The sequence below is a fragment of the Candidatus Roizmanbacteria bacterium CG_4_9_14_0_2_um_filter_38_17 genome (genome assembly GCA_002788855.1).
Classification (GTDB): Bacteria; Patescibacteriota; Microgenomatia.
Window position 1 is genome coordinate 1 of the sequence record PFSB01000004.1, and the last position, 26937, is coordinate 26937.

Annotated in this window: 34 protein-coding genes and 1 tRNA gene; 23 read left to right on the forward strand and 12 right to left on the reverse strand. The window is 37.0% G+C overall.

The features are described from left to right. A partial coding sequence (locus tag CO050_00335) for a hypothetical protein (protein PJC32256.1) occupies positions 1-301 on the reverse strand: 301 nt, incomplete at its 3' end. An 834-nt stretch (positions 302-1135) separates the two neighbouring features. On the opposite strand from CO050_00335, the gene CO050_00340 reads away from it, so the two are divergent. The 3 genes from CO050_00340 (at position 1136) to rpoD (ending at position 4601) form a co-directional block, all read left to right on the forward strand. Continuing rightward, the gene (locus tag CO050_00340; GenBank protein PJC32257.1) at positions 1136-1600 is read left to right on the forward strand and encodes a hypothetical protein; all 465 of its coding nucleotides are present in this window, start codon (positions 1136-1138) and stop codon (positions 1598-1600) included. Between the two features lie 59 nt (positions 1601-1659). Further along, positions 1660-3435 (forward strand): DNA primase, encoded by a 1776-nt coding sequence (locus CO050_00345; protein ID PJC32258.1) that lies wholly within the window; start codon positions 1660-1662, stop codon positions 3433-3435. A 71-nt stretch (positions 3436-3506) separates the two neighbouring features. Continuing rightward, complete coding sequence (gene rpoD / locus CO050_00350; GenBank protein PJC32259.1) at positions 3507-4601, forward strand: RNA polymerase sigma factor RpoD; 1095 nt, start codon at positions 3507-3509, stop codon at positions 4599-4601. On the opposite strand, the gene CO050_00355 is transcribed toward rpoD, so the two are convergent. Further along, complete coding sequence (locus CO050_00355) at positions 4589-5431, reverse strand: ATPase (protein ID PJC32260.1); 843 nt, start codon at positions 5429-5431, stop codon at positions 4589-4591. The genes rpoD and CO050_00355 overlap by 13 nt on opposite strands. Positions 5432-5452: 21 nt before the next feature. On the opposite strand from CO050_00355, the gene CO050_00360 reads away from it, so the two are divergent. Beyond that, the gene (locus tag CO050_00360) at positions 5453-6226 is read left to right on the forward strand and encodes a disulfide bond formation protein DsbA (protein ID PJC32261.1); all 774 of its coding nucleotides are present in this window, start codon (positions 5453-5455) and stop codon (positions 6224-6226) included. Between the two features lie 2 nt (positions 6227-6228). On the opposite strand, the gene CO050_00365 is transcribed toward CO050_00360, so the two are convergent. The 4 genes from CO050_00365 to CO050_00380 form a co-directional block, all read right to left on the reverse strand. Continuing rightward, positions 6229-7773: a hypothetical protein gene (locus tag CO050_00365; GenBank protein PJC32262.1), complete on the reverse strand. Its 1545-nt coding sequence runs from the start codon at positions 7771-7773 to the stop codon at positions 6229-6231. A 9-nt stretch (positions 7774-7782) separates the two neighbouring features. After that, positions 7783-8217, reverse strand: coding sequence for a disulfide bond formation protein B (locus CO050_00370; protein PJC32288.1), 435 nt, complete (start codon positions 8215-8217; stop codon positions 7783-7785). A gap of 118 nt (positions 8218-8335) precedes the next feature. Further along, the gene (locus tag CO050_00375) at positions 8336-8716 is read right to left on the reverse strand and encodes a hypothetical protein (GenBank protein ID PJC32289.1); all 381 of its coding nucleotides are present in this window, start codon (positions 8714-8716) and stop codon (positions 8336-8338) included. Positions 8717-9039: 323 nt separating this feature from the next. Beyond that, the gene (locus CO050_00380; GenBank protein PJC32263.1) at positions 9040-11205 is read right to left on the reverse strand and encodes an ATP-dependent RecD-like DNA helicase; all 2166 of its coding nucleotides are present in this window, start codon (positions 11203-11205) and stop codon (positions 9040-9042) included. A gap of 42 nt (positions 11206-11247) precedes the next feature. On the opposite strand from CO050_00380, the gene CO050_00385 reads away from it, so the two are divergent. The 7 genes from CO050_00385 to CO050_00415 all read left to right on the forward strand — a co-directional run bounded on the left by CO050_00385 (position 11248) and on the right by CO050_00415 (position 14682). Beyond that, complete coding sequence (locus CO050_00385) at positions 11248-12291, forward strand: tRNA-guanine transglycosylase (GenBank protein ID PJC32264.1); 1044 nt, start codon at positions 11248-11250, stop codon at positions 12289-12291. Between the two features lie 14 nt (positions 12292-12305). Next, positions 12306-12734, forward strand: coding sequence for a hypothetical protein (locus CO050_00390; GenBank protein ID PJC32265.1), 429 nt, complete (start codon positions 12306-12308; stop codon positions 12732-12734). A 128-nt stretch (positions 12735-12862) separates the two neighbouring features. Continuing rightward, positions 12863-13072, forward strand: coding sequence for a hypothetical protein (locus CO050_00395; GenBank protein PJC32266.1), 210 nt, complete (start codon positions 12863-12865; stop codon positions 13070-13072). A 3-nt stretch (positions 13073-13075) separates the two neighbouring features. Further along, the gene (locus tag CO050_00400; protein PJC32267.1) at positions 13076-13519 is read left to right on the forward strand and encodes a hypothetical protein; all 444 of its coding nucleotides are present in this window, start codon (positions 13076-13078) and stop codon (positions 13517-13519) included. 5 nt (positions 13520-13524) lie between these two features. Then, entirely contained in the window at positions 13525-13731 is a 207-nt protein-coding gene (locus CO050_00405; protein PJC32268.1) for a hypothetical protein, read from the forward strand. 78 nt (positions 13732-13809) lie between these two features. After that, positions 13810-14376, forward strand: a complete 567-nt coding sequence (locus CO050_00410; protein PJC32269.1) for an NADPH-dependent FMN reductase — start codon at positions 13810-13812, stop codon at positions 14374-14376. A gap of 78 nt (positions 14377-14454) precedes the next feature. Further along, complete coding sequence (locus CO050_00415; protein ID PJC32270.1) at positions 14455-14682, forward strand: hypothetical protein; 228 nt, start codon at positions 14455-14457, stop codon at positions 14680-14682. A gap of 82 nt (positions 14683-14764) precedes the next feature. Here the strand turns inward: CO050_00415 and maf are convergent, their stop codons facing one another. Next, entirely contained in the window at positions 14765-15340 is a 576-nt protein-coding gene (gene maf, locus CO050_00420; protein ID PJC32271.1) for a septum formation protein Maf, read from the reverse strand. Positions 15341-15400: 60 nt separating this feature from the next. Between maf and CO050_00425 the strand changes: the two genes are divergently transcribed. Next, entirely contained in the window at positions 15401-15847 is a 447-nt protein-coding gene (locus tag CO050_00425; protein ID PJC32272.1) for a hypothetical protein, read from the forward strand. Between the two features lie 8 nt (positions 15848-15855). Here CO050_00425 and CO050_00430 read toward each other — a convergent pair whose 3' ends face one another. Continuing rightward, positions 15856-16245 (reverse strand): hypothetical protein, encoded by a 390-nt coding sequence (locus CO050_00430; GenBank protein PJC32273.1) that lies wholly within the window; start codon positions 16243-16245, stop codon positions 15856-15858. A gap of 84 nt (positions 16246-16329) precedes the next feature. On the opposite strand from CO050_00430, the gene CO050_00435 reads away from it, so the two are divergent. After that, entirely contained in the window at positions 16330-18012 is a 1683-nt protein-coding gene (locus CO050_00435; GenBank protein PJC32274.1) for a hypothetical protein, read from the forward strand. 47 nt (positions 18013-18059) lie between these two features. After that, positions 18060-18134, forward strand: a tRNA-Asn gene (locus tag CO050_00440). On the opposite strand, the gene CO050_00445 is transcribed toward CO050_00440, so the two are convergent. Continuing rightward, positions 18120-19622 carry a hypothetical protein gene (locus CO050_00445; GenBank protein ID PJC32275.1) on the reverse strand — a complete coding sequence of 501 codons (1503 nt, stop codon included), beginning with the start codon at positions 19620-19622 and terminating at the stop codon, positions 18120-18122. The genes CO050_00440 and CO050_00445 overlap by 15 nt on opposite strands. Positions 19623-19624: 2 nt before the next feature. Continuing rightward, positions 19625-20008 (reverse strand): hypothetical protein, encoded by a 384-nt coding sequence (locus tag CO050_00450; protein ID PJC32276.1) that lies wholly within the window; start codon positions 20006-20008, stop codon positions 19625-19627. Positions 20009-20050: 42 nt separating this feature from the next. Here CO050_00450 and CO050_00455 point away from each other — a divergent pair, with 42 nt between their 5' ends. The 5 genes from CO050_00455 to CO050_00475 all read left to right on the forward strand — a co-directional run bounded on the left by CO050_00455 (position 20051) and on the right by CO050_00475 (position 22887). Continuing rightward, a complete protein-coding gene (locus CO050_00455) occupies positions 20051-20845 on the forward strand; it encodes a hypothetical protein (protein ID PJC32277.1) in 795 nt (264 codons plus the stop codon). A 223-nt stretch (positions 20846-21068) separates the two neighbouring features. Next, positions 21069-21326, forward strand: coding sequence for a hypothetical protein (locus CO050_00460; protein PJC32278.1), 258 nt, complete (start codon positions 21069-21071; stop codon positions 21324-21326). Continuing rightward, positions 21316-21525, forward strand: coding sequence for a hypothetical protein (locus CO050_00465; protein PJC32279.1), 210 nt, complete (start codon positions 21316-21318; stop codon positions 21523-21525). The genes CO050_00460 and CO050_00465 overlap by 11 nt, the downstream gene beginning before the upstream one ends. Then, positions 21515-22573 carry a hypothetical protein gene (locus tag CO050_00470; GenBank protein ID PJC32280.1) on the forward strand — a complete coding sequence of 353 codons (1059 nt, stop codon included), beginning with the start codon at positions 21515-21517 and terminating at the stop codon, positions 22571-22573. The genes CO050_00465 and CO050_00470 overlap by 11 nt, the downstream gene beginning before the upstream one ends. Positions 22574-22620: 47 nt before the next feature. After that, positions 22621-22887 (forward strand): hypothetical protein, encoded by a 267-nt coding sequence (locus tag CO050_00475; GenBank protein PJC32281.1) that lies wholly within the window; start codon positions 22621-22623, stop codon positions 22885-22887. 68 nt (positions 22888-22955) lie between these two features. On the opposite strand, the gene CO050_00480 is transcribed toward CO050_00475, so the two are convergent. Then, positions 22956-23180, reverse strand: a complete 225-nt coding sequence (locus tag CO050_00480) for a transcriptional regulator (GenBank protein ID PJC32282.1) — start codon at positions 23178-23180, stop codon at positions 22956-22958. A gap of 111 nt (positions 23181-23291) precedes the next feature. On the opposite strand from CO050_00480, the gene CO050_00485 reads away from it, so the two are divergent. Then, positions 23292-24107, forward strand: coding sequence for a hypothetical protein (locus tag CO050_00485; protein ID PJC32283.1), 816 nt, complete (start codon positions 23292-23294; stop codon positions 24105-24107). 192 nt (positions 24108-24299) lie between these two features. Here the strand turns inward: CO050_00485 and CO050_00490 are convergent, their stop codons facing one another. After that, positions 24300-24470, reverse strand: a complete 171-nt coding sequence (locus tag CO050_00490; GenBank protein PJC32284.1) for a hypothetical protein — start codon at positions 24468-24470, stop codon at positions 24300-24302. Positions 24471-24727: 257 nt separating this feature from the next. On the opposite strand from CO050_00490, the gene CO050_00495 reads away from it, so the two are divergent. The 3 genes from CO050_00495 to CO050_00505 all read left to right on the forward strand — a co-directional run bounded on the left by CO050_00495 (position 24728) and on the right by CO050_00505 (position 26632). Next, positions 24728-25030 carry a hypothetical protein gene (locus tag CO050_00495; protein ID PJC32285.1) on the forward strand — a complete coding sequence of 101 codons (303 nt, stop codon included), beginning with the start codon at positions 24728-24730 and terminating at the stop codon, positions 25028-25030. Between the two features lie 245 nt (positions 25031-25275). Continuing rightward, positions 25276-25911: a hypothetical protein gene (locus tag CO050_00500; protein ID PJC32286.1), complete on the forward strand. Its 636-nt coding sequence runs from the start codon at positions 25276-25278 to the stop codon at positions 25909-25911. A 523-nt stretch (positions 25912-26434) separates the two neighbouring features. After that, positions 26435-26632, forward strand: a complete 198-nt coding sequence (locus CO050_00505; GenBank protein ID PJC32287.1) for a DNA-binding protein — start codon at positions 26435-26437, stop codon at positions 26630-26632. Positions 26633-26937 lie beyond the last annotated feature (305 nt).

Here is a 26937-nt window from a genome sequence, read left to right on the forward strand (position 1 = left end):
CATATGAGTCAGTTGTAGCTTCAACGAACAATTCTGATTCTCCTTCTGTACCCAAATCACCAAAAAAGCTCCCGGGCAGTAGCCGTTCAATAATTGTCTTCTTGCCAGTTTGAGTTAATTGATACAGTTCTACCTGCCCGGTTTTAACAATAAACACTTTATCTTTGTCTCCTGGCTCAAAAATTACTTCTCTTTTACAATACTCTTTCATCGCAAAAAGTGACTCAATATTATCAAGCTTCTCCTTCGCAAATCCTTTAAATAAGTCAAGTTGCTGAATGTACCAGAGTTTTTTGTTCATAAAATATTTGGTTGCTGAATAATAGATTCATCAATTTATCTTGTATTTCTTTTTTCTTCAGTTTTTACTGATCTTTTTTTCCAATACTCTTTTTGCCAATTCTTTCATCAAATCAACAACCTTCTCTGCATGCTCTTTTGTAGCATTTTCCGGATCTCTATTTTCTAACATCGTCAGTTAAGTGACTCTATTTCTTCCCACAGTCTGCCTTCAGGAAGAGAAATACCATTAGATTTTTTTTGATTGCATGCTTGTATTATATCGCAAAACCCCATAGTTTGATTGAGTTACTGGAAGTTTGCTATACTATCGATATATATATGGATAATCCAAAAACCAGAAAAGAAGTTGGTCTTATGAAAAACTACAGTTCATCATTAAAACATTAGGGGTTAAATCTTCAACAATACTACCCTTTTAAGATTGATTAATCAGTCTACTGAATATTGGATAAAGCGTTTCTATCCTCGAAGAAGTTATATAAGGACTTTCTATAATCACTTCATTTTTGCAGTTATTTAAGTCATGCATAAATTGTCTGTAAAAATCCTTTTGGGTGAATAAATTTGACTTAAAGTCGCTCTTCTTTTGAAAAAACATATCTCTATCTTTAAACTAGTTAACTTTTTTCTTATAATAACCTTTGGAGTATCCATTGTGTTTTGAAGATAAAGGATCATCTTTATTGTCTTTTTGTTCTGGATAGGCAAGCATTAATTTATGAATCCAGGGTAGGAAGTGCTCGAAACAAAGTGCATCCTCTCCGCAAAGGTCACAATGTCACCGCTGGAAGTTGCATGTCTGGCATAAATAGTCATATAATCCTAGGGACTTATGAAAGTTAGACAGTTGATGAATAAAAAGGTAGTTTCGGTTAATCCTTCTACTTCTTTTCGTGAGCTTTGGAAAATAATCTTTAAGAAAAAAATCAATGGGCTTCCCGTAGTTACCAGAGGTAAGTTAGTCGGAGTTGTTTCAGAACAAGATCTTCTTTCTAAATTATATCCGTCTTATGAAGACTATATAACTGATTTTGTACATGCTAGTAAATTTGAAGACATGGAGGAGAATATTGGTGAAATAACTAAGCTAAAAGCTAAGGATGTTATGAATCGCAATATTTATCTTACTTATCCAGAACAACCCATTATGAAAGCACTATCCAAAATGATTTTACGGAAAATTCATCAATTACCGGTAATAGAACAAGGAACAGGCAATAAAATAGTAGGCATTATTACTAGGGGAGATATTTTCAACGCATTGTATAAAAAAATCCCCAGACCTTATAAAGGTTAACTTATTTGCTTTAGAAAGATCCTGGACTTGGGGTATATAATGAGTAGGGGAATACATAAGTGGATCAAGTTGAACAAGTAAAAGAAAAGATAGACATAGTTGAGTATATTAATGCGCGAGTGCCATTAAAAAAGTCTGGACGAAATTTCAAGGCTCCGTGTCCATTCCATTCCGAAAAGACACCTTCTTTTTATGTTAATCCAGATCGACAGATTTGGTACTGTTTTGGTGCGTGTAACGAAGGAGGAGATGTACTTTCATTTGTACAAAAATATGAAGGATTAGAATTTATTGAGGCGCTTCGCGTATTGGCCGAAGAAGCTGGTGTGAAACTAGACCAAACAGGACTTGGTAATGAAAAGACTCGCATTAAAGATCAAATTTATGCAGTAAATCACATGGCGAGTGAATATTATCATTATTTGTTGACTGAGCATAAGATTGGGAGCGAGGCACTTATCTATCTTAAAAAACGTGGGGTTAAGGAAAAGACAATTAAATCATTTAAATTGGGATACGCGCCTGACTCGTGGGAAGGACTACTGCGATATTTGCGCAAAAAAGGGTATGAAGACAAACTGCTAGAAACAGCGGGTCTAATTATTCACTCAGACAGAGAGATCGGATTTTATGATCGCTTTCGGGGAAGAATTGTGTTTCCTTTACAAGATGTGCGGGGTAATATTTTGGGTTTTTCAGGTAGAGAAATAAGCGGGGATGGCGGAGCAAAATATATTAATACTCCAGAAACACCTGTATATCATAAGCGGCAAAATCTATTTAATATTTACTTAACCAAGCAGGCAATTGCCAGAGAGGACGCAGCTATCATGGTGGAAGGAGAGTTTGATGTTATTTCTTCATTTCAAGCGGGCGTGGCAAATATAGTAGCGGTTAAAGGGTCGGGGTTATCCCAGGAGCAATTAAAACTGCTTAAGCGTTTTACATCTAAAATTATTTTTGCAATGGATAGTGATAAAGCAGGAATTGATGCGGTACGCAGGGGAATTCTACTTGCAGATGAACTTGGTTTTGATGTTAGGGTAATTGCTCTTAAAGGAGGAAAAGATCCAGATGAGTTGATACGAAATGACGTTGTTTCCTGGAAGAAACTAGCTGAGAAACCCCAAGTGTATTTTGACTTCATATTAGATACCATAGTAGAACGACACGGAACAGATAGTGCTAGAGCAAAACAGACGATAGTAGCAGAGTTAGCGCCTTTTTTTGCGAGATCTGACAATGTAATATTGCAAGATCATTACGTACGTAAGTTGTCTGAGCTGCTGTCTTTGTCTCAAAGTGTGATTCAAAAAGAGTTTGCAAGAACCGATAAATTTAATGCTAGTCGTAATAAGCGCGCCACTGATAATGTAGTGCTAAAGAGAGAACCAAGATGGCAACTACTGGAGGAGCTTATTTTAAGCTTAGTGTTTCAGTTGAATGATCAGGTTAAAGCCATAGAAAATATTGAGCAGGTGCTAGATCTTTCTAGCATGCCGGAATCTGCTGTAACAAAAATTCTTATTAAGTTAAAACATCGGATCCAAAATGGCAAGGTAGATATTCCTAAGTTTATCTCTGCTTTAAATAACGAGTTGATAATAGTTGCCGATAGGGCATACGTGCGGGATGTGGCTACGGACAAGAAAATTAGTGAGCTTAAGCAAGCGGTTACTGAGCTAAAGATGATTGTATTAAAGCAAAGACGGGAGAAATTAATTTTCCTTGTAAAAGGGCAAGAGGTAAGTGATAAAAAGTTGGCAGAGTTAAACAAACAAATTTCATCAATAACTCAGGAGATTCAAGCTGTTATTTCAGGTCGAACTCGTTAAAAAACCCAGCTTCCCGCTAAGCGGGATAAAGCCACGCTCAGCGTGGCTTGGTGTTATAATATAACCTTAAAATGACTTCAAGTACTATACGCCACAGACAAATTAGAAAACTCATTCAGTCTGGCAAGCGGTCGGGGTTTGTAACGCAGGATCAGATATTGGAGATTTACACACATCCAGAGAAAGATATTGATGAGGTAGATTCTTTATATACTAAGCTTATTGATGCTGGTATTGATATTTTCGAGACTCTATCTTCAGAAGGAGTTGTGCCTGTTAAGCGCACGGCAACCCCACTTGAGCGGGAACTAGCAAATCTTACAAAAAAATCTGGTAAAGAGTCGGGTGATCCTGTACGAATGTATTTAAAGGAAATCGGTAGAATTCCTTTATTAGATTTTGATCAAGAAGTTGACCTGGCAAAACGAATTGAAAATGGCGATCAAGTTGCAAAACAGAAGCTAACCAACTCTAATCTTCGACTAGTCGTGTCAATTGCCAAAAAATACATTGGGAGAGGGTTGTCTTTCTTAGATCTGATTCAAGAAGGTAATCAAGGCTTAATAAGGGCGGTCGAAAAATATGACTGGCGCAAGGGATATAAGTTTTCAACTTACGCTACTTGGTGGATACGTCAAGCAATCACACGTGCAATCGCAGACCAAGCTCGAACTATACGTATTCCAGTTCATATGATTGAAACTATTAATCGTTTTGTAAAGATAAGTAGGCAGCTAATGCAAGACTTAGGCAGAGAGCCAACTCCAGAAGAAGTTGCCAAGGAGATGGATATAGACATAGATAAGGCGAGGCAAATTATTAAGGTGTCACAAGAGCCAACGTCTTTAGAAATGCGCGTAGGAGATGATGAAGATTCACAACTGGGTGATTTTATTGAAGACGAGAACTCACCTTCTCCATATGAGGAAGCGTCAAGAAAGCTGCTAAAGGAACATATGGATGAAGTACTGGGGTCTTTGTCTGATAGAGAGAAAAAAGTATTAATATTGCGTTTTGGTTTACAAGATGGTCGTCAGCGAACTTTAGAAGAAGTGGGGCGTGAATTTAGTGTAACTAGAGAGCGTATTCGTCAAATTGAGGCAAAAGCTCTTCGTAAGCTGCGTCATCCAACGCGTGCTAAGAAGCTTCGAGACTACTTAGAGTAACTACAGACATCTTGAGCTTCTTTTAGTGCATTATTGGCGATTTCTTTATTCAAGCCAAGTTCCATTAATTGCTCAATATTTTTACCGACTATGTGATTACAGAGAACTAAATCATTTTTGATTAGATGTTGTTTTTGCATGGCAGATAATGAATACAAGGCAGTGATGGGATGCAGATTAGATTTTTCTATTAGTTCACGAAGATTTTCTTTTTCAGGATAGCTCCAGGAAATTATTTTCATTCCGATACAGTTGGCATAATCTTTTGCTTCCGAAGTGACTTTCGTGTTAGTAATTAGCCATGCTTTGTTAAATAGATTACTATTGGCGGAATTATGTATGAGGTCGCTGTAGCGAGCGTAAGTGTACAGAGTCACCTTTAAATCTGAGCGAGCACCGGGTTTGTTGTGAAACTTGGCTTCGATCATAAAATTTTCGCCATTTTTACTGGCGATTACATCTACTTCGTGTTGAACGCATTTTCCCTGCAAGATTTGGTTTGTTTTAGTACTATATCCCTGTTTATCTAATACAAAAGAAATAAATTTTTCAAAAGGGTAACCGGAAGGACCTAGTTGCATGACGGCATGTTTTAAGCTGTATTTAGCCGAAGCGGCAGGAATTGTAGATTTATTTAGAAACTCAATTATGTGTTTGTATATTTCTTTTGTAGGAATATTTTCATATAGGATGCTCTCGATGTGGGCAATAACTTGATTTGATAATTCATCTGGCAATCCTGCTCTTTTGATTGAACTGCGTACTTTTGTTTCTGAATATGGTTCGGGTTCACCCGTTGCTTTTATGACAGTGACGTTAGTATTTTCCATACATGATTTATACCATATTTTATGGTATATAATAGAGTGAGTCTGGGGGTGAATATTATCAATAAAAACAATACAATTGCTTTAGCGTTAGCTGGATTACTTGCAGTATCTGCGTTTGTAATAGGTTCGTTATATACACGTGTGCAGTATCTGGAGAATGGAACCTCAACTGTAGCTAAAGCTGCAGAAGCAGGAAATGTTGCTGGAGATGTATCTCAGCCAGATGCCACAATCGTGGATAACTTACCAGAGCTTACAGATGAGGACCATGTTAAGGGGGATCGAAATGCGAGAATCTTATTAGTTGAGTACTCTGATCTGGAGTGTCCATTTTGTCAGCAATTTCATCAAACCGCACAGCAGGTGGTAGATGATTATGATGGTCAAGTGGCTTGGGCGTACCGCCATTTTCCATTAGAATTTCATCAAAATGCGCAGAAAGAAGCAGAGGCTTCAGAATGTGCAGCTGAACTTGGAGGTAACGATGCTTTTTGGAAGTATATAGACAAGATTTTTGAGCGTACAACTACAAACGGGACAGGTTTTGCACTTGATAAACTTGTTCCACTTGCTCAAGAAATTGGTATAGATGGAAATGATTTTCGTGAGTGTTTAGACAGTGATCGTCATAAACAGAACGTATTAGATCAAATGGCAGGCGGGAAAGGAGCAGGAATAACTGGTACACCAGGAAACATATTACTGGATACCAAAACTGGAGAAACCAGGCTTATTCCTGGCGCAGTTCCTTACGAGCAGATTAAACCCGTAATTGATGAGCTACTTCAAGGTTAGGACTATCTAATGTTGAAGTAGTCATTTGGCAGTTGGTGCTGACCAATGGTCTTTTTATTCTTGTCATTGTCTTTTAAGAAGATTATGGCGAATTGGTCAGCGTATACTGGAATCCAAGTTGGATCTTTTACGCGTTGAATTAAGAAATTTTGGCCCCAAGGCGTAGCGTCAGTAATCATAAAGAAAATGCTATTAAAGTTATACTCTTTGCTGTACTTATTCCAGATCTTTTCATTTTCTTGCATGGGGATGTAGATATTTTGAAAAAAATCAGCTGGATATGCCTCGGGGCGATTATCCACAAACACTTTCTCTTCTGGATAGATATGATAAATTAGATATCCACCAATATCGTAGTTATTAAATACTGGTCCACTAATTTTGTTTTTCTTAAAAAAATCGGCAGATCTATTTATCTCTTGGTATAGACCTAGCCCAAAGGAAAAAGTTTTAGGAAAAATAAATGCTAATTTATTGTTTACTGTTAAGAGTAATATTAGTCCAATAAAAATTGTCAAGATAGTTGTAGTTTTTGAAGGAAGAGTGGTCTGGTAACTATTGGTGAGATAATGGAAATTATAGGAAAGAATGGGAATAGCAAAATAGCCAAAAAGAGCAAAATTTCTGATTGCAAACCAACCCGCGACAGAGACAATAATGCCCGTGAGCAAGTGATCTATTCTTAGCCATTTACGATCCTTGCCACCGATGTTTAATATGAAGCTAAATAGTAAGATAGTAAATGCGATTTTGTAATAAGTAAATAGCGGATTATGTATGAGTTTTTCGATAAACCAGACGGTCTGATTTTCTAAAAGACGGTATCCAAAATTATTAAAAATAGTTAAGGGAATAAGCGCTCCTCTTATACCAAAAGGATTTACAAATAACATACTGGTGACTAAGGCTAGCGACAAAGCCAAGCGCTTAACATTCTTAGTTAGCTTTCTCTTTTTGATAAATGTATCAACTAAATAAATACCCACAAGACCGGGTCCGACAAAAAAAAGTATATGCGTATTGACCCAGATAAGCTGAATTAAACCCAGGATTATTAATGCGTGCTTGGGAAGAGCGGCTCCTCGGTATCTATTTAGGATATTGATGAAAATAGACGAAAATAAATAACTAAATATTTCAGGTCGGATTTCTGTGCGATAAGCGATTAAAGGTAAACAAATAGTCGTAGCAATTGTGGCCCAGAAAATATTAGAGTTTTTTTTGGCAGTAAGAAATATAAAAAGAAACGTTGTACTGGTTACAAGAATATAAAAGAGAGAAAGAATATTAAAGTTTCCCAGTGTCCAGATTGAATACAAAAAAAGACTCCCAAGCCAGTGATGGGTTACGACAGGATAAGCTGGGTTTGTATATGAGTAAAGATTGGTTGTGAGTAATTGCTGTTGTTTCACCAAGAGTTCTCCATTTATTAAGTGTCGACCCAGATCAGCGGTGGTAAGATTTATCTTGGCGGTGGTTACAAAGATAATTAAACACAACAATAAAAGTGCGCTGGCCAATTTCCAGAAAGTCTGTTTTTGCATCATGGTAAGATTTTACACTTTCTTGGGCTGATCAAGATAGGCAAAAAACAAGAAGATTATTATAAGAACAAAGGCGGTTAGTGCCATCATGGGGATTGTGATATATTCGTAATCTAGCATAAAGATCTTAGAGCAAGCCTCGGAATAACCCACAGCTGCGCAGGGCGTATTTGACCCACCAAATCTCTGCAGGTAATATTGGTAGCCAGCAATTACAGCTCCAATTGCGGACAATGCAGTAGCATAGCGAATTACTTCTTTGTGGTACTTTTTTTCCAACGCAATTCCTAAGATAATTACTAATGGATACATTAATATCCGTTGATACCAGCAAAGCTTGCAGGGGTTATATTTTGCTATTTCAGAATAAAAAAGACTTCCTGTTGTGGAGGCTAAAGCCACTAAAAAAGCTAATAATAATCCGTATTTGAGTAAGAGCTTGTGCAACGGTTTTAGTTTGAAGTTAAAAAATTTAAAGCCTACCAGATAAGCTATTAAAGCTACGATTAAAACATCGCCAAGAAGCGTAAAGAAAGACAATAATTCTTTTACAAAATCAACCACTTTATTTATTTGGTAATGTATATTCGCAGTTGGATTTCTCTGCTAGTTGCTCTAGAGGTATTTCTCCGGTCAAGCGGATTTTATCAGCAAATTCCCAGGTAGGATAACTCTCGATGCCTTCATCGTTACACTCTTGAGTTTGGGCTTGCCCACCAGGTAGTGAACACTCGATATATTTAATGTATTTCCAGGAATTCCCGAATTCTTTTTTTTGATTTAGACAGTGTGGACACCAGTAAGCACCAAACATTTTAGTTCCATTCTCTGTTAAACACTGGGCGAGATTGTCATATTTGCCTGGTTTATTTTTGCTGTTTATATAGAGATACCCCAGTCCTCCAATTATAGCGATGATTATTGTAAATACGATTAGCTTTTTAATAAGCTTAGAACCCTTGGTTTTCTGTTTTTCCTCAAGCTTTTCTAGCTTTTTTTCCTCTTTGCGCTCTTTTTTAGTCTTTTTCTCTGGCTCTTGAATATTGTCTTCCTGCATATAGAGATGATACTATATTTTTTGACTCGTGGGAAGATAAAAATTCTTGGTATCAGCAATGATTAGACTAAGCTCCTCTGTTTCCATTACAGTGAGTATACATCTAAAAACTAGAGAGAATTTAGTGTTTTAAAACCGGGTTTTAAAACAAAAATTGGGGCTTGTTTTGGCTCTATTAAAAACCCAGTTTTTAATAGGTTGTTAATTGGGAGCTATGTTTTTTGGAGTCTTTGGGCGAGTTTGGTGTAGCGCTGAGTGGGTTTGTCATTGCCTATGGCGATGCCAAGTGCTTTTTTAGACCCCACTAAGATTACAAGGCGTTTTGCTCGGGTGATGGCAGTGTAGATAAGGTTTCTGGCTAGCATAATATAGTGGGCTGTAAGTATAGGAATTACAACTACAGGATATTCACTACCTTGACTTTTATGAATACTAATTGCATAAGCAAGTACGATCTGGTGGAGTTGATCGATCGTATATGGAACAATATGGTCTTCGTATTTAATAGACATGGTTTTCTCTCCATCAACATTCATAATAGAAATGATTAAGCCAATCTCTCCATTAAAAACTTCTTTGTCATAGTTATTGGCAGTTTGCATTACGCGGTCACCTACACGATAAGTTTGTTGTCCATATTTTATTTCTTCAGTTTGTGATGAGTGGGGGTTTAGAGCTAGCTGGAGTTTTTCATTTAGAACGCTAACTCCACAAGCTGTTTTATGCATGGGAGCAAGCACCTGAATATCTTGCATGGCGTCAACGCTGAACTTTTCTGGTATTCGCTGGGAGACTAAATTGGTGATTAAGTTAGCGGCTGGCTCGGCCTCTTCACACCTAAAGAAATAAAAATCAGTGGGATCATGAGGAAACTCTGGGAATGAGCCGGAGTTGATTTTGTGCGCATTTCGTATAATTGCACTAGTTTGAGCTTGTCTGAAGATTTCTGTTAAGTGTATGACGGGGATGGCGCGCGATGATATTAGGTCCGCAAGAACGTTTCCAGCTTGGATAGAAGGTAGCTGTGAGCTGTCTCCCACAAGGAGTATGTGGGTGTTTTTTCCCAACGAGGCAATCACTCTATAAGCTATCATGATGTCTATCATCGAGGCTTCATCCAGGATTAAAAAGTCTGCTGGTAAGGGGTTGTCATAATTGTAAAAAGCTTTGCCATTTTTATCTATCTTTAATGCTCTATGGATAGTTTCAGCTGGAAAACCTGTAATTTCAGTGATACGTTTAGCTGCTCGACCCGTGGGTGCTGCCATGATTATTTTCTTATTCTGTTTTTCTAGTATTAGACGCAAAGCATTTAATGTTGTTGATTTACCAGTTCCCGGACCTCCAGTGAGTATAGAAATTGGGTTAGTTAGGGTTGTAGTTAGTGCATTTTGCTGGTCTTTATTCAGTTTATATTTTTGCTGGATTTCAATAGAAGAGATAATTTTGCTTAAACTTTTTGGTAAATGTTTATCACTGGTCCCTTGTTTTAGATGTTCTTTAACTAGTTTTGCTACCCGTTCTTCGGTATGAAAATAAAGCTTGAGATAGATAGCTTTATCATCGTCAACTAAAATATTATCTTTTACAAGACTGCGCAAGGCTTTCTCAATTTTAACTCCAGTAATATTTGTTAGTTCAACAGCGTGTTCAATGAGTTCGTCATGTGGAAGATATAGGTGGCCTTGGTCTAGAGATTTAAGCAGAGCGTATTGTAAGCTAGCTGCTAATCTATGGAAACTATCGCTTTTAAAGCCTATTTCAAGAGCTATTACATCGGCTTTACTAAAACCTACTCCCCAGATATCTTTAGCAAGTTTATATGGATTTGCTTTAATTGTTTTGTAGGCGTTATCACCATAATAATTAATAATTTTTAAAGAGAGTTTTGGACTAATTCTAAGACCAGCAAATTGTATAAGTTGCTCGCGAACAGCCACATCCTTTTTCCATGCTAAGACTATTTCTTCTGCTTTGACCTTGGTAATTCCCGTAATTGTTGTGAGCCGGTCTGGTTGAGTTTCAATTATTTGAGGGGTAGATTGACCAAATTTATCTACTATTTTTTTGGCTGTAGCTGGCCCAATTCCCTTGATGTGAGATGCTAAATATAACTCTAAGCCATTGGTAGAAGTGGGAAGAAGTATTTGATAGCTGTTTACTTCAAATTGCTTGCCAAATTTTTTATGACTCCCCCATTTTCCATTTAGTTTTATGTGATCTCCCTGTTCTAATCCAGGGAGTATTCCAACGATGGCTAACGTACTACTGTTGCCAGATCGAAGGATCTGTTGTTCGGGGATTACTTTAATGACGCTGTATCCACTTGTCTCATCTCTAAACGTAACACGTTTAACTTCAGCTCTTAAATTATCCATGAAAAGCAATTTTACCACCTATGCTCTGTTAAAATTGCAGAGATGAAAGTTAAATTCCCAATTTTTTTGCCAGATGCTACTCGGGGGATTGTACGTAGTTTGGATTCGCAAGATTTAAGGAGTGTGGGAATTGAAGGGTTAGTAGTAAACACTTTTCATTTACTTATTCAACCTGGAGCAAAGAGTTTAGCCAAGTTAGGTGGGGTAAAAAAACTAATGAATTGGGAAAATCTAACCGTCTCTGACTCTGGTGGTTTTCAGTTATTTTCATTAGTCTTAAAGAATCCAGACATGGGGAAAGTTACAGAAGATGGGGTACAGTTTAAATATGAAGTAAGAGGTAAATATGAGAAATTTATGATTACTCCAGAAAAAAGCATACAGATGCAGTTTGCGATTGGATCAGATATTAAAATATGCTTAGACTACTTTTCACCACCAGATGGCTCGAGAGATGCTACAGAGGAGAGCGTGGAAAAGACTATATCCTGGGCTAAGAGGTCCAAAGTTGAGTTTGAAAAACAGCTAAGAACATACCTTGGTAAAAAAACTCCAAAGTTGTTTTGTGTAGTGCAAGGGGGTAAATATCCAGATCTTAGAGAAAGATGCGCTAAGGAGTTATTAGAAATTGGCTTTGATGGGTTTGGGTTGGGGGGTTGGCCAAGTAGGGAAGAAGTTGAATTAACTTCAAGATTATTACCAAAAGAATCTGAGAAATTTGCTCTAGGAGTAGGAGACCTACAGTCTATTGTACATGCTTGTAGTGTTGGATTTAATTATTTTGACTGTGTGTTGCCAACTCGTGATGGTCGGCATAAGCGACTATATGTATTAACTAAAGACTTAGCGAAAGTTAAAGATTTAGCAAATGATACTTATCATGAGTATTTATATTTTTCTAAAGCTAAATTAGCACATGACATAAATCCTATAGATATAACCTGTGATTGCTTAGCTTGCACGAAGTATTCTCGAGCTTATCTATATCACTTATTTAAAATTGGGGATTCTCTAGCGTGGCGCTTGGCTTCCTTACATAATCTTAGGACATACACAAGGCTCATAGATGAGCTAAGACGTAGATAAGTTATAATTGAAATATGACTTGGCTTAACTTGGCACTATTAACGCTACTGTTTTATGGCACGTTTGATTTGTTTGTTAAGCTAACGTCTGGGAAAATTCATGATGGACTGGGAGCTTTTGTAATAAATCTGGTTGCTACAATGGTAGTGGCCCTATTTCTATTGTATAGCTCAACTAATGGAGAAAAGATTAACTACTTTAAAACAGAGGGTGTAGTCTATGCCATAATTGCAGGGATACTTGTGGGATTTGCCTCTATCTTTTTTATTAAAATGTTTTCGTCGGGTGCCGAGCTTTCTATAGCTGTACCCTTGGTTAGAGTTGGTACGGTATTAGTATCTGTGTTGATAGGTGTTTTGTTCTTAAAAGAAGGATTTAACCCTAAATTTCTAATAGGATTTTTGTTATCTATGTCTGGATTATATCTACTGATAACTTCGTAGCTAAACTAAAGGCAAGGCTATCCACTATGTGAAAAGCCTGGCCTTGTTTCGCTCATTTTGGTAGCTCCTGAATAGTTACTATTTTAGTGTTTGACATCTTGATGCTTTGATGTCATAATGATTTAACCATGACTAGGACAACAATTAGAATTCCAGATGAGTTACTAAAAAGAGCTAAAGTTGAAGCAGCTACGCGTGATGTTCCGCTGTACCAAGTTGTAACAGATGCCCTGAGACAAAGATATGCTAGCATTGTACATGCTACCGGTAAATATCTACTTTATGATAAAGATATGGGAGAAACTGGTGAACTTAGTAGAGCCGATTATTACGACTAGTAAATGATATTACTTGATACTAATATTCTAGTCTATGCACACAACTCATCTTCGGAGCTTTATGAAAAGGCAAAGGAAATTAGGGAAAACTCCATTGCAGGCAAGCTTAAATCAGTAGTGTCCCAGCAGAACCTTCTGGAATTTTACTCTGTTACTACAAATCCGAGAAAATTTAAAACTCCATTAACACCTATTGAGGCAATCAATATTATTAAAGAGTATCAATTTGGAGGTAGTCTTAAATTTATACTACCGAATATAGAGACATCGTTAACTTTTATATTTTTATTTAGTAAATACAAAAAATATATTAAACGTGGTACTCATGTTTATGATGTATATTTAGCTGCTACTGCTTTGTCAAATGGAATTGAGGAAATTTACACTGCAAATGATAAAGACTTTATGTTTATTGATGAACTTAAAGTAACAAATCCATTTAGTTAAATAATATGACTACGCTTGAATCGCCGTTTGAGAAAATATACTTGTTTGCGAGCCAGAGAGGATTACAAAAGCTAAGTTATACCAAATTGGATGAAGAAAATGGAAATAAGGTAATTGAAGAGCAGGCGGTTTCTGAGTTGAAAGAATACTTTTCAGGAAAAAGGAAAAAGTTTAGTGTTCCTTTGGATCTAAGTTGTTACAAGCAGTGGTAAATTAGGTGGATATTCGGGTGGACTAAAAATTAAGAAAATGTTGCTAAATCTTGAAAACGCTGTGCTATAATATGAGCCATGCCTGAAGAATTATATTTACCAGTTATCGAAGGAACTACGAGGCCTGGGCGTCAATCACTTAATGTTGCTAAGTTTCTTGTTGAAATTGGCAATGCCATAGATGGTGTTAAATCTGAATTGGTAGATCCTACAAATTTCAATTTACCAGGGGACGGAAAAGATGAGGAAAATAAAGACTCTAAATACAGCAAGATTACCAAAGAGGCAGACGGCTTTTTTGTGGTAGTTCCTGAGTACAATCATGCTTATCCTGGAACACTAAAACGCTTGCTGGATAGTGAGTTGAAAAATTATAGACATAAACCCGTATCATTTGCAGGAGTTTCAGCTGGTCCCTGGGGTGGAGTGCGAGGAATTGAAAATCTTATACCTGTAGTTCGTGAACTAGGCTTGGTTGCTACGTTTGGAGATATTCAGTTTCCATCTGTACAGAATATATTTAATTCTGATGGAAAAATTGAAGATCCAGAACTTAAGGAGAGTTATGCAAAGCGAGCAAACAAGGCTTGGAATGAGTTAATTTGGATGACAAAAGCTCTTAAATGGGGTAGAGACAACCTATAGTTAATCTTCTCTCTAAACTTCCCTTGACAACTTGAGCTCAAATGGACTAAGATTGGGCGAAGAGCTCAAATGAGCTTAATGAAAGGGGGTGGAAAATATATGGCAGTAATGTTTTATGATGTTAAAAATCGTGAAAAGGTTGAAGTTCCAGAGAACATGGTAAAGAAAACAACCTATGAGCGACAGCTTAAGAATGGTGGTACTCAAGTTCGTTACGCACTACGTGGTGAACTAGGAGATGGCCGCAAAGTTACGAAGTTTGTAAGCAAAGATGATTGGGACGGGATGAGTGCACCTACAGAGTAACTTTTTGTTTTCTTTGTGATACAGTCCGCCCTTTTTTTCCCAATATAAAATTGGGATTGCTGCTTAGGAAAGGGCGAGATTGTTATAAAATGGTTTTAAGCAGTTGACCAATTTGGGTTACTGGTAATCCGATTATAGCTTCTAGATTTCCTTCGTATTGCTCAATTAAACTAGCACCTCTGCCTTGAATTGTATATGCTCCAGCTTTGTCCATGGGCTCCCCAGTATTAATATAGTTAGTGATAATTTTGGTTGTTAGTTTCTTAAAATATATAGTAGAGTCTATGGATTCTGTGTGTTGATAGTTTGACGCTGTATCCAGCAGAGTATACCCAGTAATGACAGAGTGTTTTTTTCCGCTAAGTTGTTCGAGCATGCCTCTTGCGTCATTCTTGTCTTTAGGTTTACCTAGTATGTTTCTACCTAGATAGACAACAGTATCTGCACCAATAATAACTGCATTCTCATAGTTAGCTGCGACTTTTTTTGCTTTTGCAAAGGATAGTTTCTCAACCAGCTTATGGGGGTTATTTTCTAAATAGTTAGACTCATTTATATTAGCTATATCAACAATGAAAGGAATACCTAGCTTATTAAGCAGGTCAAATCTGCGAGGTGATGAAGATGCTAGAACTAGCTGTTTTATCATATGCTTCATGGTTTACCCATGGATATTATACATGTGAAAAGTTATTGGAATTTGAGGTAGAATATAGATATGGGACATCCAATAATGAGCACCAAACAGATATTATTTTTGTTGGTGGTATTGCTTGTCGCCTTATTTGTGTATCAATACTTCTATGAAGGGCAGGCGTTAAATTTTTCTGGATTTGTCTTTGAGCGTCAAAAGAATCAGACTTTGATAGAAAGTAATTTTGTTAAACAACCAAAAATAGATAAGGAAGCGGCTATTATTGGAGAGGTTAAATTGGAGGAGGTCAATCAGAATTCTGCTGTTTTGGCGTTAGATGCAAAAAGTAAGGTGGGGAAAGTAACAGAAATGGTGATATGGACAGATAATAATCAAGTGTCAGATTGGCTGGAGTATAACACTACGTTTACTATAGAAACAACTGCAGAAACACAGGTTGTGTATGTTAAGTTCCGCGATGACAAAGCCTACGAATCAATCGCTTATGCCATCTCAATTGAGCAATTCTGATCTTCTTATTAGATCTTTGTGCGATTAACTAAGTTCCAGCTTCCCCATTGTAAGATATTAACTGCTGCCGCAACGACTGCCGCTACCCAGTATGCAGATATTCCTAACCCAATGTATTCTGCAAATCTAGCCGTGCCCCAGATAACCTCGCTGTTTATGATCCAGTATACCAGTGCCCAACTACCCTGATGTTTAACATGAATATTAAGAGTATTAAATATTGGTTCAATTAGAGCAATAACTACTGCTAAGATAAAGCCAGCTGTTAAGGCTGCGTAGGAAGGAGTTAATAATACATTTCCTAACTCAAAAAAATCTGGAAAGCTAATATCTGCGACTAGAAATATAAAACTATTACTAATCCAGTAAAGAAAGAAAGATATTAGACGTTTGTACATGTTGTTATTCAATTATTTCACCTCCTTAGGTTACATCTATTATTATGCAGTACAATAGTACTAGTTAGCAACTATAATATAGCCATGCTTCTTTTAATACTCTTTGCCTTTATTGCGGGTGTTGTCACAATTCTTTCTCCTTGTATATTGCCTATTTTGCCAATAGTCTTATCAGGTTCTGTTGAGGGAGGAAAACGAAGACCAATTGGTGTTGTTTTGGGTTTTATTATTAGTTTCACATTTTTTACACTATTCCTTACTACCTTGGTTCGTTTAACTGGTATTTCGGCTGATATTCTTCGAATACTATCTGTTGTAATTATTTTTGGTTTTGGAATTACTTTGTTAGTTCCCCATTTACAGGTTTGGATGGAGAAAATATTTTCTGGCTTAAGTGGAGTTATTAAGCACGACAGCGAACAAACAACTGGGTTTAGAGGAGGATTGATTCTTGGATTAAGTTTAGGGTTGGTCTGGACACCTTGCGTGGGACCAATATTAGCTTCTGTTATTTCATTAGCTCTGACTGGTTCTGTAAACGGTTCAGCCTTGTTTATTACACTAGCCTATGCACTGGGAACATCTATTCCATTGTTGGCGATAACTTATGGCGGGAGAAGAATGATAGAGAAAGTGCCATTATTAACTAAGAATTTGGATAAAGTTCAAAAGATTTTTGGTATCATCATGATTCTTACAGCGCTGGGTATTTATTTTAATATTGATCGTAAGTTTCAAAGTTATGTACTGGATAAGTTTCCGGGATATGGAGCTGGATTAACCCAGCTTGAAGATAACAAAGCCGTGCAGGAAGAATTAGATAAGATTAGTGATCCAGATGGTCAGAGCTTATTACAGAAAATTGTAGACCCACAAGCCCCAATTACTCCCGAGCTAATTGCTGGTGGGGAGTGGTTTAATTCAGAACCATTAACGCTTGCAGAGCTTAAAGGGAAAGTGATATTGATAGATTTTTGGACATATACCTGTATTAATTGTATTCGTACTCTTCCATATCTAAAAGACTGGCACGAAAAATATGCAGATGACGGCTTGGTAATTATTGGGGTGCATACGCCTGAATTTGAGTTTGAGAAAAATCCAGAAAATGTGAAAAAGGCGATATTAGATTTTGGAATTGAGTACCCAGTAGTGCAGGATAATGATTATGCAACATGGCAGGCATATAGTAATCGCTACTGGCCAGCAAAGTATTTTATAGATAAAGATGGTAAAGTCAGAAGTACGCATTTTGGTGAAGGAGAGTATGATGAGTCAGAAAAAATTATCCAGGAGTTATTGGCAGAAACTGGAGCGACACTTAATGAGAGCCAGATAGATAATCCAGAATATACAGTAGAGACGCGTACACCCGAGCTATATTTAGGGTACTCAAGGATTCAGGCTTTGGCGTCACCAGAAAGAATAGTAAAAGATAAGCAGTCAGAATATTCTGCTCCCTCGAATTTACGGTTGAATCAGTTCTCATATATAGGTAGTTGGCTTGTAATGCCTGAATATGCCTCGCCAGATAAGGGAGAATTTCAGTTAAGATTTGAGTCAAAGAATGTGTTTTTAGTAATGAGGCCAAAAGAAGATATCTCAGGTAAAGTAAAAGTATATTTGGATGGTAAACTAGTTAAAGAAGTAGAAGTGGATAAAGATAAGCTATATGAATTGATTAAGCTACCACAGCCGGGTGAACACGTCTTGCGTCTTAAGTTTGAGGATAATAATTTAGAGCTATTTGCATTAACTTTTGGCTAGAGATTCCTATTGTATAATTAGTTAGGTAAACTATGAAACAATTGTATTCCGCGGTAGCTCAATGGTAGAGCAGGAAACTGTTAATTTCAAGGTTGTAGGTTCGAATCCTACCCGCGGAGCCCGCTCGTTCTTACTCGAACTGAACCGTCTTTAATTAGGGGTTCAAGTTGGGGAGATAGCTTGTATTTAAGCACTTTATTGTCTTTTATATAGATCTTTTTAAAGAATAATCCTAAATAAGATCGTTTAAGTCGTGGATCTGCTTTTTCATATGTTTTGCCAATATTCTCTGCTAGGACCAATAATTTTTCTAATGATTTAACTTTTTCTGATTGATCAGAGCTTAACCCTTGCATTTGTTGATCAACTTCTTTTAGTTCTTTGTGGTAGCGGTTGTAGATACTATTAAATCTTTCTTCTGTTAAGGTTTTACTTATAAAGCGAGCATCTTCTGTTTCTTGAATGGCTTTTGTTAGTTTACTTTTTCGCTTAACAAGCTCTTGGCGGTCCCGATCAACATTTGTCCTCAGTTCCAGCATCATCTTTTTTGCTGTATCCAGTACGTGTTTGGTGTATTCCTTGGATAGCTCAATCTTAGTAAATAGCTTTTCTACTGCTTGTTCGAGTTTGAGCATATCTGTATACTCTCTAGGTCGGCAGTGATAGCAATAATAGAATCCGTACAGCTTATTTTGTTTATTGTGGTACTCAGCCCAGAGGCGGTTATCACATTCAGGGCAGTATAAGAAGCCACGCAGTAAAAAGTTGTGTTTGCGGGTGCGTGAGGCGTTCTGATTATGTGCATCGAGTACTTGTCCAACGAGTTTAAATAGGCTTTCTGAGATTAAAGGCTTATGTTTTCCTTGATAGAGCTTTTTACCCCAGCGGAATTTACCTATATAAAATGGTTCTCGGAAATAATCTGCCAGTCTGCTTTTATGCAGAGTTACCCCTGTAACAGATTTTACTCCTTTGTTCCTTAGCCACTCGGTTAAATTAGTAATATTATGGTTACCAGTGGAGTATTCTTGAAAGACTTGTTTAATATATGAGGCAGTTGGTTCATCTATGGTAATTATCTTTCTGTCTAGTGAGCAAGTTGGTTTTGGGTTTTCTACGTTCTTGTAACCTAGTGGTGGTAGTCCTCCTGGGTACCAGCCAAGCTTTGCCTTTTCTTCTAGTACCTTGCTTGTCTTTCTACCAGTTATTTGTGATTGAAAGGCGTTTACAGATGCGAGGATAGTATCGATTAGGTTTCCTTCTGGACTACTATCGATCATGGGCTGGCTAATAGAAATTATTTCTACATCAACCTTTTTAAGTATTGCTTTTATTGTTAGATGATCTAGTGTGTTTCTAGCAAGTCTATCTGTGTCTTGAATTAATACTGCATCGATGGATTTATCGTCTCTGCATTTGGTGAGTAAGTCTTGGAGTGCTGGGCGGTTTAGATTGGTTGCTGATTTACCTTCATCAACATAGAGGCTGATCACTTTATAGTCGTTATCCTTTGCCCACTTTTTAGCAATTTTTAGTTGAGTTTCAATACTCTTACCCTTTTCTGCTTGTTCAGTTGTGCTAACTCGGGCATATATTACTGCATTTTTCATTCTCAAACGCTTTTCTTATCAGACCTATTGATGGTGCTAGCTATTTCCTTATTTGAAATGTCAGTATCTACACTTTGATAACGAATGTATTTTTCTCCATCTATGTGAAAACCAATTTCGTCCTTGTTACAGCTCTGATCTATAACTTGTATGTCTGATCTGAGTAATAATTTTATCTGTTCAATGCGTTGATATTTCTGTTTACTAAGTATCCGACTTATATCCTCTTTTTTATATCGTCTATCTAGTCTTGTTCCTAAGCGAATGGGTTTGAGTATTCCTTTTTCATCCCAGCGTCTTAGGGTCATTGGAGTAACACCCAGCATCTTAGATGCTTCTGAAATTCGAACAGTTCCTTTAAAATCTATTGATTTTTGTTTAATCATAGTGTATAAGTAAGTATAGTTTATTAAGATGAAAAATGCAATATGAATAAGGTTATACAGGATGCAGTAAATATTTGTCGGCTAGTTAATGGCTATTCTGATCCCACAGACAACTATAGGATTGCTTGTGTAGCTAAAACAGGTAAATCGGAAGTGTTCAATGTTGAAAGAGTAGGAATTACAGCATTTGGCTATCTCTATGATGGCGTGATTGAACTTCTAGAAAAGAAAAATGTAATTGTTGCAAGAAATTATGGTTGGTGTGTTGGAGCCTCATATTCTAACAAAGAAAACCAATTGGACATGGATTATGTAACATATAAAGCAAGAAAGCTAGGAATGATAGATGAAGACCAGGTTTTTTCTAGGTATGCGTACGTAAATGATGACGCTGGGGTTCTTGATTTTGGACCCGACTATTATGGCACCAACACAGTTATTTTCTTTCTTCCAAATGTTCAACAGTTTATAAATATATTCAGTAACTTAACTCCTAAAATTAAAGGAAATAAACTTGTATACATGGGTGAAGAAATCAGTATAAGCGGTGAGGTTCAACTACAAACATTGAAATATCTTCTTACACGGATCAATTCAATTGTTGCTAAGAAAGAATTATATGGTCTAGACAGAAAGAGTATGCAATTTTATGAGCGGCAAAAAAAGCGTGGTAGTGTGATTGATATCCATAATACATTAAAAAACAGATTTACTGAGCTAAAGAAAAAAATCCAAAGCAATAGGATCTTAAAAAATAAGTTAGTCTTTGTTTCTGAGGGGGGCTACGGTATATTCGAAAATAAAAATTCACGGACGTTTTCTAAATCTACCAAATAGAATATATATTTCTATCCTTTATAAGCCCCTTTTCTAACCGTTTTACCCCTGTTTATCTACCAAATTATTTTGGTTTAATTCTTTTATATGGAAACACAATTTACAGAAGGGTTTGTAAGGTTGCTGATTAAACAGTATGAGCAAAATGGTAGATTCACAAAATGTATTAGTGATCAAGAAGTAAAAACAGTAGAAAAAGACATGGAAATAGATAGGATGCAATATGAAAAATCAACAAACAAGTAAATATAAAGAGTATTCCACAAAAGACTTCTATAATTCAGTTCTACTTAAGACCCTTGGGCTTACTCTTAAGCGTCTAGAAAAAGGAAGTAATAAGTTTGTTACTTTCGTATTTGCAGATCCTAAAGGTAGTGCGGAGCAGATATTAGCAAATTACTGGGAGCGCACCCTTACGGTCGAGCCTCGACTTCTGATAGAAAACATTCACGAATTAAAGACTCGCATATATGCAAAATAAGAACTGGGTAAAAATATTACAGTTAATTGGGGAGCAGGATAGAAAGATTAATCAGCATACAGATGCATTCTTACAAAGAGCCGATGCACTTAATCATGGAGACACAGAGCAGGCAGAATATATCGACAAGATGTTGCTTGAACCAATAGCCAAGCAGATAGAATACTTATCAGAGAGGATACTAAAATATGCAAAATGAAATAACCACGGAGCTTACTGCTTCGGATACTAGTATACATAGGAATGAGTCAGAGGGAAAGATCAATATTCCTCTTAGACTTGATGAATTGATGGCGATGGAGTTTTCCGAGACAAAGTGGTTAGTTGAGAAACTTATCCCAGCAGAAGGAATTATTGCTCTATCTGGTAGCCCATCGTCATATAAGACTTTTTTAATGTTGGATTTGGCAATATCACTTGCTAAAGGAGTAGATCTGTTTGATAAGTATTTAACTAGGCAAACAGGAGTTCTTATTATTGACGAGGAAACGGGATCTCGCTGGCTCAAGGAGAGGGTAGAGAAAATGAGCAAAGAATATGATCTTCCGATCTATATTCTATCTAAGACAGGATTTAAGCTAAATAAACAAGGGGTTGATTATTTATTAAAGATTTGTAGCCTAAAAGATGTAGGGTTAGTTATCTTTGACTCTTTTGTGAGGGTTAGTACTGCTAGGGATGAAAACAACGCTGTGGAGGTCGCTAAGATGTTCACTCACCTACAGAAACTCAACAAAGCAGGGATAACTACTGTATTTACCCATCACAATCGCAAGCCAGGAGTATTTCGATCATCTAACCTATCTCATGATATGCGAGGTAGTTCAGATATATTAGCAGCGGTTGATTGCCATATTGCTATTGAGAGGGAGGACAATATGATTACAGTAACTCAGACTAAGCTTCGACAGGGTGAAGAATTACAACCATTTAAGCTTGAGATTATAAGCGATGAAAATGAGTTTCGTTTCGAGTACGCGGGTGAGGTGGATATTGTTAAAAGCAAGAAGCGGGAGTTTCAATCCTCAATAGAGGATATTCTTAAGCAAGCAAATATACCAATGTATAAGAAGGAGCTATATGATAGGTTGAAGGGTTCAGGTGTGGAGGGTGGATATTCAACTTTTAAGACCGCTGTTGAAGAGATGGTCAATGCAGATAAGCTATATGAGCAACGGGGAGATAAAAATAAAGTGTACTGCTCATTAAGCCCGTTTCCAGAGAATGGAAGCTTACTAAGTGAGTAGGTTAATATTTCTCCTATATATAGGAGAGTAATTTTAACCGACTGTCTATGATAAATAATAAACAGCTAAAAACACAGAACAGGTTGAAACATTTTCACTCTATGTATGATCCGTCATATATAGCAAAGCAATCAGAAAAAGAAATTGCAAAAAATAAGGATAATTCATTCAAGGTAGAACCAAGTAGTAATACTTATAAAGCAATGACACTTTTTGAGTTTGAGAATGGAATGCTTATGTCATCTATTATGGAAGAGCAATACAGAACTTTTGCATTAGATTTTAGTAGAAATTTGCAGGAGGAGTTTGAGTGAAATTAAAACCTTACTGGATATACTAACGGATTAAGTTCTCGCAAAAATACTCTATCATAGCTATTAAGCTAGAATGGCAAAATATCAGAGGAGTTAATGTCTAGAGCACGTATAATACAGTAAATTTTCTCCAAACTTGGGTTAGCCTCTCCCCTCTCTATCTTGGCATAATAACTTGGCTCAATATTTGCGACAAAAGCAACATCCTCTTGCTGTTTTTTCTGATCTTTGCGTATCCTACGGACATTCTTACCCAACTTGATTAAGGTTTTAGAAGTAAGTCTATATGCCATCAAAGCCACATTACCTTACAAGCTTATAATATGTGAAGGTTTTGTAGAACCAATATAGCCCCAATTTTGTGCTTGTTTAAGACTGAATAATAATGTATCCTATAAGTTAGTATGCCTATAGTTATTTTTGCTGTAATAATAATCTCTGCCATTACTGGAGGTTCTTATATAGCCGACGGAGGCGACTATCTATATTCTAAAATTCCATTATTCGGTAAGAAGAATGAGCAATCAATAACAATTAGCCCAACTCCCACTCAACAACCTACACCAACATCTTACAAACTACCATCATCTACACCAAAACCCGTAGTAAAAGGAGTAAAAACCTCATATATCACAACAGACCCAGACCCAATAATTGACTGCACTTTTACCTATCTAGGAACCAAGCAATTAAAAAGAAGCGAATGTAATATTTCTTTTGAGTGTGAAATTGATAGCAAGTGGTATCTATACACATCCAGGGATAAATGCAAGCAAGATCAATCAAGCTATTGGTCCAAATACTATGACGAAAACTCACCACCAGATAATAATCTAAACTCAACTCCTCTCTCTATAAAAAACATTTCCTGCGTCATTAATGGTGAAATATATATGATGAATAATCAAGAAAATTGTGACTCAGCGCGTTCTCTTGTTGAAGCGGCAAAACTTAAGTATCCGCGACCCGAAGAAATTACCTCTAAATATATTGATGAATTTAATGAAAGTGCAGCAAAGATGAGACGGGAAGCTGAGAATTATGTACAAAACTCAGACCAAAGTATAAATCAGTACATGGATAATTACAAAACAGAGCTAGATAAACACGTAGATGAACTTGACAAATACAACATTCCTTTACCTACGCCTACCACTGATCCTTTAAAAGATATACGGGGCTGTATTGGAGTATCCAGTGGATTAGGAACCTGTCCTTAAATGGAAAAAAATATGAATACCTATCTAAAACTTATCGTGCTAATTCTAGGCGCAATTCTATTAACGTATCTTTACAATACTAGACGTAAAACCGAGTTTGAATCCTGTTATGAGATGTGCAGATCAGAAGCAGCTCTCGATGCTACTCGCTGTATTGTGTTGTGTGGTGGCTATCAACCAAATAGGTAAGCTCTAGTTAATACAAGTCTTATTAAGAAGCTTTATTAAATCAGATTCCTTTACCCTATACCCTCTTCCAATCTTACTCCCCCGCAACTTTCCATCTTTAATATAGCGCCGTACCGTGATTCTGGATAACTGCAAAATATAGGAAACTTGCGCTGTTGAGTAGATTGTCTGCATGGCTTTGCTTATTCTACTGCACTACTCAAATACATGCAAAAGAGTCCCTAACTAATAGTTACCCATTACCCCTTATTACCAGAGGGTCCTACCGTTTCTGAGAAGTCATATAAAAGATACTAGTTATCTTAGGCTCAACAAACTACCTGGTGCTCCAGTAAGTAGAGTGTAGCAATGTAGTATAGTATGGTACAAGCGACAGGCTTTAGTTAGTTTTATATAATCTATCAGCATGCTTTCATGCTAGAATCGCAGATATGACCATCATTAGTAATGCAAGTGATGAGGCACTAGAAGCTATATTAAGAAAAGCAGAAAATACTCATAGTGCGGGTAGTCAATTTGAGCAAGCTCAGATAGAGCTTGATATAAGGCGCAAAAAGAGACTATTTGAGCTTCAGCAGGAATTATTAAGGATAAATTTTTCCCATCCGCTTGGAGTATCAACAAGCAGAAAACGCTGGTACATCCGCCTTTACAATCCTACCTATGTCGTCTCTCGCCACGATAACCCGTCTTTTCCCATCTTCTGGCAGCTGTTTAATAAGCTCAAAACATAGGATTGTGTCTCTATTATCCCCTTCTTTAGGCTTAGTAGGATGTAGAGATTGTCTTAATCTAAAATATAAAAAACAGCGTTTAAAGGGAATGGCTGAATTATGTAGTTAGGCTATTACGCCAGTTCTAAATGGAAGTGCAACCCCCTTAAAGTAAAATAGATCTTTTACTATGGGGAGGTGACCCAAGCATAGGAGGAAGGGCTTTTAAGGATATACGGGAGACCTTCTTAAATGTAGTGGCGGTTATGCCCTATTTTAGCAACCAGAGAGGAGGAGATGAGAGGACAGATTGGGGCTTTGCTTTTACTTCAAGCTATCTTATTAAGGGGGAAGGCAAAGAAGCACGATACCACTACACAATGACCCCAGAGGCGTTAGGGTTGACCGAGAAGTGGTTAAAAGGAGAACTTACCACAGAGGAGATAAAAAACAAAAGAGGATACTTAGCCTACCCGTTGGCTTACTTACAGGGAGGCTTAGACGAGACAGAGCAAAACTTTAGGGATTACTTGTTAAAGTTTAAGGGGGGTTACACGGTAAAAGCCTTCACTATCGTAAATGATTGGTTAAAGCTACGCAGAGACCTTTTAAGGAGGCGGGCTTATTGCCACCAGTTGCTTTATACCTACCTTGAGAACGCTAAAAAGAGAGGAGAGATTAGCAGTTATAAGTTTGAGGTTAGGGGGCTTGCAGATTGGCGTAATAAGTGGAAGGTAACAATTTACAAGCCAACAGTAAAAGCCAAAATAATAGGCAAAAATAGGCGGGGGAGCAAGACCAACACAACCGAAGAGCTTATGGGGTTGAGGAGGTTAGCGAGATATACGAGAGGACAGCCAACGGAGCTACCCCAAGCACTTACCAGTTTTGGCAAGAAGTGAAGCGGTTAAAAGCAAGTAAGCCCTTGAGACAAAACAATATAGGGGTTAAAAGTGTTGGGGAGATATTAAAAACCCACAAAACCACCTACGGGTAAAACCACCATATTGACACAAAGCAACACTTTTATTGAGGCTAATTGAGGCTATACAAAGTTGGTTAAAAACTTAATAAAACTTAATGTTAGGGGTGTTTTTAGGGCTATATTGACACAAACCGACACTTTTTTGGGGCTAAAAGGGGGGTATATTAAATACTCTATTAAGTAAGAGTATTATTAACTCTTATTAAGTAGGGAGGTTTTTTTCTTTTAAGAGATACGGAAACAGAACCAAACCCGCTAGATTACCCCTTACCCGTTACTTAATACTCCCTTAAAGGCTTATCAACCCTTATAAGGCAAAGGGGGACTAACCCCGTAGGCTTATTTTTAACCCGAAGCAAAATGTATAATAAACTAATGAAGCCCTATATTAAACCACTCCTCTTGGGAGCTACTTGCAATTCAAGACCAGATGTTAAATAATGATAAATATAACTAATATGACAGACGAGCAATACTACACCATAGAAGAAGTGGCAAAAATGTTAAAAGTAGCCTACTTAACAGTCTATCGTTGGATACAGGACAACAAACTCCCCTCAGTCAAGGCGGGTAAACAATACAGAATTAAAAAGAATGACTTAGATAATTTCCTTAATAGTTACAAAGGAAAAAACTAGCATTATGGACAAAAAAACTAAAGCACCCAGAAACAGAACAATCTCATAGGGCAGGAATAGCTGTGGTTATAATGGGAATTGTGCTGTCTAGATTTTAAATAACCTTTTAGAATAATAGTGTTCTAGGTAATTTCTGGTTCGAGTAGTGACGCAGGGGCGGAGCCAGTGTGCACGAATAGAAGAAAGAGCTTCTGTTTGTGCCGTTGTAACGGGCTTTTCCTCGATATGCATCACCAATAATCCGAATGAAACTGATTCATTGCATCATGAGAGAAACCGAATGAAAATCATCTCCTAGGTAAGGA

Coding starts and splice junctions, on each gene's coding strand:
- maf (PJC32271.1), bottom strand. CDS start 15,340: ATGAAGCATATGATAAAACAGCTAGTTCTAGCATCTTCATCACCTCGC.
- CO050_00405 (PJC32268.1), top strand. CDS start 13,525: ATGACTACGCTTGAATCGCCGTTTGAGAAAATATACTTGTTTGCGAGC.
- CO050_00460 (PJC32278.1), top strand. CDS start 21,069: ATGAAAAATCAACAAACAAGTAAATATAAAGAGTATTCCACAAAAGAC.
- CO050_00485 (PJC32283.1), top strand. CDS start 23,292: ATGCCTATAGTTATTTTTGCTGTAATAATAATCTCTGCCATTACTGGA.
- CO050_00390 (PJC32265.1), top strand. CDS start 12,306: ATGACTTGGCTTAACTTGGCACTATTAACGCTACTGTTTTATGGCACG.
- CO050_00480 (PJC32282.1), bottom strand. CDS start 23,180: ATGGCATATAGACTTACTTCTAAAACCTTAATCAAGTTGGGTAAGAAT.
- CO050_00340 (PJC32257.1), top strand. CDS start 1,136: ATGAAAGTTAGACAGTTGATGAATAAAAAGGTAGTTTCGGTTAATCCT.
- CO050_00415 (PJC32270.1), top strand. CDS start 14,455: ATGAAAGGGGGTGGAAAATATATGGCAGTAATGTTTTATGATGTTAAA.
- CO050_00435 (PJC32274.1), top strand. CDS start 16,330: ATGCTTCTTTTAATACTCTTTGCCTTTATTGCGGGTGTTGTCACAATT.
- CO050_00365 (PJC32262.1), bottom strand. CDS start 7,773: ATGATGCAAAAACAGACTTTCTGGAAATTGGCCAGCGCACTTTTATTG.
- CO050_00490 (PJC32284.1), bottom strand. CDS start 24,470: ATGCAGACAATCTACTCAACAGCGCAAGTTTCCTATATTTTGCAGTTA.
- CO050_00475 (PJC32281.1), top strand. CDS start 22,621: ATGATAAATAATAAACAGCTAAAAACACAGAACAGGTTGAAACATTTT.
- CO050_00455 (PJC32277.1), top strand. CDS start 20,051: ATGAATAAGGTTATACAGGATGCAGTAAATATTTGTCGGCTAGTTAAT.
- CO050_00355 (PJC32260.1), bottom strand. CDS start 5,431: ATGGAAAATACTAACGTCACTGTCATAAAAGCAACGGGTGAACCCGAA.
- CO050_00425 (PJC32272.1), top strand. CDS start 15,401: ATGGGACATCCAATAATGAGCACCAAACAGATATTATTTTTGTTGGTG.
- CO050_00380 (PJC32263.1), bottom strand. CDS start 11,205: ATGGATAATTTAAGAGCTGAAGTTAAACGTGTTACGTTTAGAGATGAG.
- CO050_00445 (PJC32275.1), bottom strand. CDS start 19,622: ATGAAAAATGCAGTAATATATGCCCGAGTTAGCACAACTGAACAAGCA.
- CO050_00465 (PJC32279.1), top strand. CDS start 21,316: ATGCAAAATAAGAACTGGGTAAAAATATTACAGTTAATTGGGGAGCAG.
- rpoD (PJC32259.1), top strand. CDS start 3,507: ATGACTTCAAGTACTATACGCCACAGACAAATTAGAAAACTCATTCAG.
- CO050_00400 (PJC32267.1), top strand. CDS start 13,076: ATGATATTACTTGATACTAATATTCTAGTCTATGCACACAACTCATCT.
- CO050_00430 (PJC32273.1), bottom strand. CDS start 16,245: ATGTACAAACGTCTAATATCTTTCTTTCTTTACTGGATTAGTAATAGT.
- CO050_00505 (PJC32287.1), top strand. CDS start 26,435: ATGATAAATATAACTAATATGACAGACGAGCAATACTACACCATAGAA.
- CO050_00395 (PJC32266.1), top strand. CDS start 12,863: ATGACTAGGACAACAATTAGAATTCCAGATGAGTTACTAAAAAGAGCT.
- CO050_00500 (PJC32286.1), top strand. CDS start 25,276: ATGCCCTATTTTAGCAACCAGAGAGGAGGAGATGAGAGGACAGATTGG.
- CO050_00360 (PJC32261.1), top strand. CDS start 5,453: ATGGTATATAATAGAGTGAGTCTGGGGGTGAATATTATCAATAAAAAC.
- CO050_00410 (PJC32269.1), top strand. CDS start 13,810: ATGCCTGAAGAATTATATTTACCAGTTATCGAAGGAACTACGAGGCCT.
- CO050_00450 (PJC32276.1), bottom strand. CDS start 20,008: ATGATTAAACAAAAATCAATAGATTTTAAAGGAACTGTTCGAATTTCA.
- CO050_00385 (PJC32264.1), top strand. CDS start 11,248: ATGAAAGTTAAATTCCCAATTTTTTTGCCAGATGCTACTCGGGGGATT.
- CO050_00470 (PJC32280.1), top strand. CDS start 21,515: ATGCAAAATGAAATAACCACGGAGCTTACTGCTTCGGATACTAGTATA.
- CO050_00495 (PJC32285.1), top strand. CDS start 24,728: ATGACCATCATTAGTAATGCAAGTGATGAGGCACTAGAAGCTATATTA.